Source organism: Bartonella sp. AD328YNZD, from assembly GCF_042196425.1.
In genome coordinates this window covers 1-10,324 of the sequence record NZ_JBHIQG010000063.1, presented here as the reverse complement: position 1 = coordinate 10,324, position 10,324 = coordinate 1, and the positions used below count along the sequence as shown (strand labels likewise).

The window sequence follows — 10,324 nt, the reverse complement described above, 5'->3', positions numbered from 1 at the left end:
AGCCATTGTGTTAAAATTTCAAGATCGGAAGCCTCAATTGTTATACCCGCCCAAATTCGAAGCCCAGGAGGAGCATCTCGATACGAACCGATATCATAAGCGACCCCTTCCTCATCAAGACGACTCACAACCGCTTTTATAAAAGATATTCGCTTTTCATTATCCAAAGCAGTAATCACTGGATCCACAATATCTAAGCAAATGGATGTGTTAGAACGCATTTCAGGATCTTTTGCCAAATATTCTAACCATGGTGTTTTGCGAATAAAAGCATCAAGTACAGAAAAGTTTTTCTCAACCCGTGCTCTTAATGCCGCTGCACCTCCTAGAGACCTTGCCCACCTCAACCCATCAAGAAAATCTTCAACACAAAGCATAGAAGGCGTATTGATTATCTTTCCTTTAAAAATATCTTCGTTCAACTTTCCATTTTTCGTCATACAGAAAAGCTGTGGCATAGGCCAAGCTGGAACATGATTCTCAAGCCTCTCAACAGCACGAGGACTTAAAATCACCATACCATGTGCTGCTTCACCTCCCAAAACTTTCTGCCATGAAAACGTCACAACATCTAATTTTGAAAAATCGAGATATTGCGCAAAAGCAGCAGATGTTGCATCACAAATGGTCAATCCAGCCCGCTTATCCGGAATGAAATCCGCATTAGGAATACGTACACCAGAAGTTGTCCCATTCCATGTGAAAACAACATCACGATCAAAGTCAAGTTGTGTTAAATCTGGTATTTCACCATAAGGGGCTTCAAAACGACGCACATCAGAAAGCTTTAATTGCTCGACAACATCTTTATTCCACCCAAACCCAAAACTTTCCCACGCCGCCATATCAATGCCACGCTCACCTAATAAAGACCATAAAGCGGCCTCAACAGCACCGGTATCTGAACCAGGCATAATTCCTATACGATGATCAGAAGGAACTTCAAGAATCTCACGGGTTAAATCAACAACTTCAGCAAGTTTTAATTCTGCTTCTCTCGATCTATGTGAACGCCCAACTAATGCATTTTTAAGAGTTTCAAGACTCCAGCCAGGTCGTTTACTACAAGGACCTGAAGAAAAATTAGTATTATTAGGACGACTACTTGGTTTTTGTAACACTATCATTATTTCTCCCCTTTTAGATGACTTGCTTTCTTTATGATGACTTGTTCTCTTTATAAAGAAAAACAAATTACTATAAAGACTACTCAATAGCCTCTTTTTAAAAGTCCAAAATGTCTTCTATTTATTTCGTAAGCTTAAAATTCACGGAAACTTTGTAAAAAAATCTTTTTTAATCATGCTGTTAGATTGATTCTTTTATTTTTTTTCGTATCACCACCACGATAAGAATAGCATTCTGATAACAACACACTAACGTATCATAACATACCTATCAAGTTTATTTTATAATAAAAATTCATTGATAACTCTCTAGAATAGGAAGATAAACTTATTAAAAAATCAATTATTTTTCTTTTGATGACTGGACAGAGAAAATTTTAATGTTATAACCACAAACACTTTACATGTTTTATGAAGCATGCCCAGATAGCTCAGTAGGTAGAGCAGCGGACTGAAAATCCGCGTGTCCGTGGTTCGAATCCGCGTCTGGGCACCATGCTTTTTTATTGGTTATAATTTGTTATTTGTAATGTTGTTCTTTAAACATGAGGGATACCAGAATAAATATTGAGGAAGTGGAATTTTCCAATATGCCCCTACAAAGCACATTCTTAGTAAATGACTTCTAATATGTATTTGAAGCCTGCTAAGTATTCTTGCGTCAAACCATTTAACACTCTCATAAACACGACAACAGTTTCATACTACAACAGACAAAGGTTTGATTTTGAAGTTCTTTTGACAAGCGTAGGATTCTTTCGAGATATTTTTTAGCCATACCAGGGATGCTTATAAGGATCTCTACTTTTAAAAAGTCAAAATCTTTAAAGATCTCTTTCATTACAATCATTCGACCTCAAAACAGGTATTTCTTCAATATTAAAAAAACAATATCCTTTAAGATCATAAGAAAAAATTTAATCTCCTAGCAAATATGTTGAATCAAGAGAAATGTATCACAATTATAAAATCTGATTATCTATAAAGTCTGATTATCATTATCTCTTCTCCCTCAACAAAGAAACTCTCCTTCAATGTACTAATGTATTATATTCGACAGACAACGTAATGATATTAGAGAAAAGATTTTCTTATACTCTGTTATTTGTAATTCAACAAAATCCCCCATCACGGATTAAACTTCAAATCCAATTGAAAAATGGACACAAAATGGTGAAGTATAAAAGTTAAAAGAACATGGATCACACAGACTTTAACGAATAAGAAAATTTCTTCCCTGAAATCACTTTTCAAAAAATTTATTTGTTAGGAAAATAAGAAATAATAGAGCGAAAATACATTTTATAAAAAACGCACCTACGCATTCTCACTTGTAAAGAAAAGGCTCTTTGAGTATGAACTTAAAATAGTTTATTATCAATGGCAGATTGGAAAAACTTGGACTTTTCTCACAGCACCGTGAAGCGAAAAAAACTGTAGAAACACAAGGTTTTCTCTCATCCGTCATGAGAGAAAATTTTAATCATACATCTAAGTTCTGTTTTTAAAAACCTATCTTCTTGCCTTATCTAAAACATGAGACAATACATTCAATCATCAGTATTATACATCGCCATATTCAAAACGAGTACCATAAAAAAATGAAACATTGGTCTACTTTTATTGTCCTTTTTCGAATAGTCCCTCGAGTGCGGCATCTCGTTTTTTCACCACTTTTTCTAATTCTGCAACGACCTTTTTATACAATTTCGAACGTTTCGAAAAAGAATAACAAAGCGTAATGACTGCTATCTGAAAAAAACAACTAATAATTGTATTTATGAAAACAAACAGTATCATAAGAGCCATCATTTTTCTCTCTATTTTTGTGCTGAAAAAGCTTTATCTCGCTGCTGAAGAGTGTCTTCTAATTGCCGAAGTGTTTTTTTCAATTTCTTCGTCAATCGTATGTGTAAAATTAAAATAATCGGGATAGCCATAAAACAACAGATCAAAATAAATAGGCTTAAAATACATATAAAAGTAAGAATATCAAACTCTCTGACCCCATCCAATACTTGAATAATGGCCTCATCCAATATCTGGATAATGACCTCATCCAACATCTGGATAACAGAGCCTACAGCCATATTTATAACAAATATGCAGAAGGCTATTTTACAATCCTTCGATGAAAGCGCCATAGCTTCTTTAAACGCTAAAACTTTAGATTCTTTGTCAAAGGTTGAAGAGACTCCCGACATTTTATTATCTGGATTTTGAAGTGTCTCATGCAATGATTGTGTTTCTTGTATTGTCATATTGATCTCATTTTTTCCTTCATTTTCGGAACCTATTCCTCGTGCTTCTCCATACCTTTTCTATCTATCTCTTTCCGCTTTTTGACAGTTTCTGTTACACAAAAACAAAGACTCCCTATAATAACCGTAACAGATATGATGAGTACTATTGCAAATCCCACCGTTCATTCCTTTTTCAATGAAAGCGTTGTTCATCATCTCATGCATTCTTCCTCATTTGCATCAATGAACAACTTTCTGTTTCTTTATCGAGATATTTTCTTCAGATTTTGAAGCCTGTTGTTTAAACTATCAACTTCGTGATTGAGCCTTTCAAGTTCTTTATTGAATCCATTAACATGTCCATGATGTTCAGAAATCACTTCTAAGTAATGTAACATTTGAGACTGATCTTTACGCTTATTTGCTTCACCTAACCCTCGAAAGGCTTATGTTCTTTTCTCAACATGCTCAAATAGAGTAAAAGCCTTCTCGAGCCGCTCAAAAACCGCAGCATTGCGTTTTAGAATTGTTTGATATTTATAAGAAAGTTGTTTGTTGTTTGGCATATTTTTCAGCAATGCCAAATAGAGTTCCTGCTGTTCAACAGCTATCCTCTTCAAATCATCTACCGCTACCTCTAATATTTTCATGGCATCGTTCCATCCCCGTTCAGCATTTGTTTTTTCAAACTCGACTGAATCCAATTTTTGAACCGCATCATCACGTTCCTTGAACGTATTGGGAACAAAATAATTTATCCATACCAGTATAGCCATACGAGGCAGACAAAAGATATGTTAGCAAAAATATGATAAGCAATAAGCCTTCTCTAAACAGAACTTTTGTAAACATTTTTCTATTTTTTCTCTCAACATACCAATTTAAATAGACACATAAATTCATATCAAAAGATTCGTAATGAAATTTATTAAATCTATTTTGAATAATCTACGATAAAAATAAAAAATGATAAATTGTACAACAATTAAATACGCTACACAGAGAGTAAAGCTATAAAAACTAATGTATTCAACAAAGTAGACGCGGATTTTCTATCTATCTTTATATCTCTAGAGAAACAATTTAATCATTTTATGCGTGACTTTAAAAGAGTTTAATATGTTGCTATAAATACTTCAAAAATGTTATTTTGATTAATAATCCATATTAAGAATAATGAAATAATGAGTAGACAAAACAGATCAACACAACCAATGATATTGAATGGTATATAAGCTACTTTTAATATAGATTTGGTTGTTTGATCAGTCGCAGAAATAAAAAAGTTTGTGTTTTTTATACAAATTTAAATTTATTCATTTTCTATATTACATTTTATGTTATCCTCGTTAAATTAATTAAAGATCATAGAGTTTTAATCTGATGAGATGCGTTCTTTTCTCAATGTACATTCATCAATATTTTATGTAAAAATATCTACTTTACATCATAAAAGTGTATTGACAATAAATAATATTTTTATTTAGGATCATCCTACCATGTAAGTGGTGAATAATGAAAACATAAATAAAGGGGGGGATCATGGATCATTCAGAATGTAATTAATGACTAAAGAAAATTCTTTTCCCTAAGAAATAATCCTAGGGAAAAGTTAGTTTGATCTATAAGTGGGGAGGAGAAATGAAACAACAATATATTTTAGGAAAATACACACGTGTTGTTGTTCGTGAAGAGGATGCTATTTTTGGTGCGGGTTCAAAGCAGTTTATTATCAATGATAAAAATTTTTGGGAGAACTTAGTGCTTATTGCAGCACAATGGGTAAAAAGAAAGACAGTAGATGAAGTTTACAATTCACTATCGTTAATCATGTTAAAAGAAAATTTTGACCGTGCGTTTGATTTTCTTGTTTCTAACCATTTTCTTGTCAAAGCTGAAACATCAGACAATATCCTCAATAATCGCTATTCCAGAAGTCATCTCCATTATCAAAGCTATGGTATGCATCCAACCTCCGTTCAGCATATCCTTTTGCAAAAAAGTGTCGTCATTTTAGGGTGTGGTGGGATTGGTAATCATGTATCAGCAATGCTTGCATCCTCTGGCGTTGGAAAATTGACTCTTGTTGACAATGATGTGATCGAGATAACCAACCTTACCAGACAAATTCTTTTTACTGAAGAAGATATCGGTCTTCCGAAAACAACAGTTCTTAAACGTGAGCTGATGCGGAGAAATAGCCAAATTGAAGTTCATGAATTACAAATGTTGATTACTGAAAAAGAGGATATCAACAATTTACCCAAAGCTGATTTATGGATCATTTCTGCTGATTCACCTGTTCAGCTAGGCCTATGGATCAATGAATGGTGTGTAAAAAACAAACAAGCCTATATAAATTCCGGTTATGTTAATGATATAGCTGTCTTTGGTCCATTTTACATACCTGGGAAAACTGGTTGTTACGCATGTAGCTCGTCTATAGGTAATCTTCCGGCAAAAAGCGACCATCTTATTTATGAAGCTTGTGTTATGATTAATAATAACTTCAAAGTTGCTACATTTCCCCCTGTTAATGCTCTTTCAGCCGCCATGTGTGCCAACGATGCTCTTAAATTTTTGGGTGGTTATGGAAGCCTTCTTTCCACTGATCGCCGTGTGGGGATATGGAGCAGCAAACTTTTCATAGAAGAACGTTCCCTCAAAAAAAATCCTCACTGTAAGGTTTGTGGAACAACACAATGAACAGACCACGCACCCTTGCTCTCACCTATGGCTCCTATAATGCTGTCCGCATGCTCATTGGTGTCTACCATGCTATTTTTTTAATGTCCATGGGAGTGAGTCTGGCGCAATTAGCTCTGCTTCAGGTTGTCTTTTCCACCACTATTCTGCTGCTTGATTTTCCCTGCGCTGTTTTATCTGACAGATATCGGCGTAAATATTCCGTAATGGCTGGGGTCTTTATGACAGGAGTATTTTATCTTCTATGCCTTCAAGCTCCCAATATAACGGCACTTATTATTGCGCAAATTCTCTATGCAGCGGGCATTTGCATCATTGTCAGCGCCATTGATGGATGGATTTACCATTCTCTAGGCGATAAACACGATCACTTTTCACATTATGCGCATCTTTATCACCAAGTTAATTCTTTCGGGAGTATTCTCAGTGGGATTATAGGTATTGGAACGATTTATTACTCTGGGCAATATTTTATGGGATATATCATCTCATGCCTTATGATGGGATTTATTTTCTTGGTCTTCCTTATTGTTCCTGAAGAAAAGAAATCGGTGATTGAAACGTCCAAAACAAAAACAATCTTGAACAATGCCAAGGAAACACTCTGGATTTTTCAAAACACCATGGGAGGAGCATGGTTTATTCTCCTCATGTGTCTTTTTAGCGCTGGTATTCAGATTATTTATCATTTCTGGCAACCGATCATACTTTCAGGGGGAAAAATTGATTACCTCAATGGTTCACAAATGTTCGTTTTGATGTGCTGCCATATTGGTGCCTTTTCAGCACAATATTTTTCAAACTTACTGATGTCTAAATATCATGTTCTTGATAAAAAATATAAGAATTCTATAAAATATTTTTCATTCTTGTCTGCTTTGATGTGCCTAGCACTCTATTTTTTTGTTCACAACCATCAAACGGCTGCATCCGTCATTGCCTTCTCTTTAATCCATGGATTTATTTGCACTGTACCGGTCGGTGCAAAAAGTTTATTTTTCTCAGAACTTGACCAAAAACAAACACAGCATATTTCTGGTGTTGTCGGTGCTGTATCTTTTAGCGGAAGAATATTTTCAATTACCGTATTAAGTATTATTTCTTTTCTCCCTGCAAAAGTTTCTCCATCTTATTATCTCATCGTACCGACCCTTACTTTTTTCATGTGTGGTTTGGTCGTCATGAAATGGATGAAACGCTCCCTCAAGTCTCCATGAAAGGAAAACCATAAAATTATCACCCAAAATGTTTTCTTCTAAAAGAGAACAATGTTCCTTTAGAGCATTGACTCATCTAGATTTCAACAATCAACGCATACATAAAGCAACACCTTAATTGATAATGATGATAATATCCCAACCTCGAACACCGTAAGATTCTTTCTGTTCAAATCTTTTTTATTTTGAATTAATGACAATTATTTTCTTGCACATCATCATCGAAGAAAAATGTATGGATAAAAACGATTGAGCAAAGAAAAAATGCCTCTTATGAACGCTCATAGTCAAGGACTGCCACTTTTGCATGCCATATGGGTGCAAGAATATTGCGTATCTCTGTTTGCCTAATCTCTGAAACGAGGAACTGCCTAATTTGGGGAGAACATGAAGTTTTAAGGGTGAAAACTAGTTCCCAGCCTTGCCATCTCCTTTTAATTCAGCTTGACAATTTTCATAAATCTCTACGGTCATGTCTTTTTAATAATGGAGATTACGCATTGCTTCACGCTTGTATTTATTCCGTTGGGCATTCCACTCCTCATGCAAAATAGAACACCCCAAACCCAATACATTTGCGTTACCAATTCACGGGCTTTTTTTAAGAGATATCTTTCAAAGAGCACTCAAGCCCATTTCACGATAATGCCCGTGAAGGGTATAACGATAAAACCCCTATGAAATAATAAAAACCATTGAGCACGCCATCTTTACACTTATGAAGAGCAAACCAACTCCATCACACAGGACTTGCCATCTCGTGGGTGTTGCGCGACAGCCCTTGGCACTTGAGACAGTTCATGAGAGGCATTTTTTCTTTGCTCAATCGTTTTTATTTATACGGTTCTCTCCGATTATGATCTGCGAGCAAATAATTGTCATTGGTTCAAGATAAAAAAGATTTGAACAGAAAGAATTTTACGGTGTTCGGGGTTCCAATTTAAATTAAATAACGACAAATTATATATATAAATCAATATGTTGTTACAGATACAAACAAAATCAACACAGAGATTGCGAAAATAAGAAACAACATGTGTGGCTAATGCAGGGCGCTACGGTTTCACAAATGAAAGCACTGTTTGGTTGGACTAAAGATAAATTGGATTAGAGATAAAATAGCATCGCTTTGTACCAAAACAGCCGATAGAAAATGCCTAGCAATAGAAATAACTAAAAAGCTACAAAAAATTTGGATTGGTAGAAAAGCAAATTAACGCAAACCACTGGAAACAAAATTCCTACACACAATCGACCACTTTTATAATAATAAATGGCGGAGAGGAAGAGATTCGAACTCTCGAGAGCCTTTTGAGCCCTACTCCCTTAGCAGGGGAGCGCCTTCGACCACTCGGCCACCTCTCCAACGATTGGCATAAATGGTATCAACAGAAAGTTCAAGACATTTTCGATTTTTTTCCAAAATATCTGAAATTTTTCTTCTGTATTGATTTCATAGAGTGATCTCATGGGGATAAAACGTTAACAAAATAAAAAATTGTGTCCTTTTTACCACACCCTATCGAATAGTATATGTATACATTACAAAAAAGTAATTTCATATTTGAATATCTAAAAAAGATCAGTATAGCTAGAATGATAAGTACCGTGTATTTTTCTGTATCTTTGTCTTTAATGCGTTAGGCAAGAGATACTCTTTAGAAGAAGATTAAAAAGGACCTCGGAGATCCCATATGAATATAAAATCCCTTTTTTTAAGCTCTACAACAGCTTTTTTAGCTGTTTCTGGAGCTCATGCTGCTTCAACAGCGATTGCCGAACCTGAACCTGTAGAATATATTCGCGTTTGTGATGCCTACGGAAAAGGATATTTCTATATCCCTGGAACAGAAACCTGTATACGTTTATCAGGAAATGTCCGCGCTGATTTTATAGGCGGTGATAATATCGATGCAACAACCGAAACTGAACTGAAAAACAAAAGAGATACCTATGGCGCAGCATCACGGCTCACCCTTGTTTTTCAAGCCGCCTCTGAAACAGAAATGGGAACACTTCGTTCATATGCGAGAATTTATTCAAACTGGGGGAATGGTAAAGATAATGCGAGTGCAAAGCTTGCAGCTGCTTACATTGAACTGGGTGGTTTTCGCGTAGGTCTTGATGATACAATTTTCAACAGCTGGACTGGTGATTATGGAAATGTTCTCAATGATGACAGCATAGCACCTGCTGGCACAACACGCACCAATTTTATTTCCTACACCTTTAGTGGTGACTCCGGTTTTTCTGCTATTATCGGCGCTGAATTAGGCAATAATGCAGATGATCTTCCTGGAACACAAGGATACTACATTGATAAAGATGGTAAACTTGTTTCTATCACGAATGATACTCTTCCGAGTAAATCAATTAAAAATTACACACCCAATGTGGTTTTAGGTATAAAGTTTATGCAAAAATGGGGTGGCTTTTCAGCAGTTACCGCATATGATACTTACTACAAAAAGTGGGCGGGAAAAATACGTGCAGATTTCAATGTTAACGATCGTTTCAATCTATGGGTAATGGCTGGTTATAAAAACGGCTTTGATTACTATACAGTTAATGCAAATGATGAATTATCACGAAACAGCACAACGATTTATGCAAACTGGGGTGGTAAATGGGCAGCTTGGGCGGGTGCCACTTACAAGCTTACTCCAAAAGCAAATTTGAATGCTCAAGTTTCTTATAGCGCTGTAAAAACCTTTGCAACTTCTGTAAATATTACATACACGTTGGTTCCAGGGTTTGTGATTACACCTGAATTAACCTATGTTTCTTGGAATGATGATCGCGTTATAAAAGATGCAAATAATAACGAAAAACATCTCTTTAATGGGAAAAACGCTTTCCAAGGGATGATTCGTTTACAGCGTTCATTCTAATCCTATTAGGCTACAGCTTTTAAAAACTGGCAACATAAGTTGCCAGTTTTTACTTTTGAAATAAAATATCATGATCTTTTCCTGATACTTATTGTCTTGTCTCTCGGAAAAAACCGACTTAATTTCATAAAACTACTCTT

The 10,324-nt window shown here is 35.3% G+C and carries 6 protein-coding genes, 2 tRNA genes and 1 pseudogene; 4 read left to right on the top strand and 5 right to left on the bottom strand.

Annotated elements, in window-relative coordinates:
- Positions 1-1,127: phosphoserine transaminase (locus ACFIO3_RS04775; protein WP_375704144.1), on the bottom strand; the 1,127-nt coding region annotated here is incomplete at its 3' end.
- A 420-nt stretch (positions 1,128-1,547) separates the two neighbouring features.
- Between ACFIO3_RS04775 and ACFIO3_RS04770 the strand changes: the two genes are divergently transcribed.
- A tRNA-Phe gene (locus ACFIO3_RS04770) sits at positions 1,548-1,623 on the top strand.
- Between the two features lie 1,324 nt (positions 1,624-2,947).
- Here the strand turns inward: ACFIO3_RS04770 and ACFIO3_RS04765 are convergent.
- Together ACFIO3_RS04765 and ACFIO3_RS04760 are read right to left on the bottom strand one after the other, a co-directional pair.
- Positions 2,948-3,388, bottom strand: coding sequence for a hypothetical protein (locus tag ACFIO3_RS04765; protein WP_375608644.1), 441 nt, complete (start codon positions 3,386-3,388; stop codon positions 2,948-2,950).
- Positions 3,389-3,816: 428 nt separating this feature from the next.
- On the bottom strand, positions 3,817-4,146 hold the full coding sequence (locus ACFIO3_RS04760; RefSeq protein ID WP_375608643.1) for a hypothetical protein: 330 nt from the start codon (positions 4,144-4,146) through the stop codon (positions 3,817-3,819).
- An 865-nt stretch (positions 4,147-5,011) separates the two neighbouring features.
- Between ACFIO3_RS04760 and ACFIO3_RS04755 the strand changes: the two genes are divergently transcribed.
- Both ACFIO3_RS04755 and ACFIO3_RS04750 read left to right on the top strand, forming a co-directional pair.
- The gene (locus ACFIO3_RS04755; RefSeq protein ID WP_375608642.1) at positions 5,012-6,076 is read left to right on the top strand and encodes a ThiF family adenylyltransferase; all 1,065 of its coding nucleotides are present in this window, start codon (positions 5,012-5,014) and stop codon (positions 6,074-6,076) included.
- On the top strand, positions 6,073-7,293 hold the full coding sequence (locus ACFIO3_RS04750; protein ID WP_375608641.1) for an MFS transporter: 1,221 nt from the start codon (positions 6,073-6,075) through the stop codon (positions 7,291-7,293). The genes ACFIO3_RS04755 and ACFIO3_RS04750 overlap by 4 nt, the downstream gene beginning before the upstream one ends.
- Positions 7,294-7,579: 286 nt before the next feature.
- Here ACFIO3_RS04750 and ACFIO3_RS04745 read toward each other — a convergent pair.
- Positions 7,580-7,929: pseudogene (locus tag ACFIO3_RS04745) on the bottom strand (integrase); the annotation flags it as partial.
- Positions 7,930-8,567: 638 nt separating this feature from the next.
- Positions 8,568-8,658, bottom strand: a tRNA-Ser gene (locus tag ACFIO3_RS04740).
- Between the two features lie 329 nt (positions 8,659-8,987).
- Between ACFIO3_RS04740 and ACFIO3_RS04735 the strand changes: the two genes are divergently transcribed.
- Entirely contained in the window at positions 8,988-10,184 is a 1,197-nt protein-coding gene (locus ACFIO3_RS04735; RefSeq protein WP_375608640.1) for a porin, read from the top strand.
- Positions 10,185-10,324 lie beyond the last annotated feature (140 nt).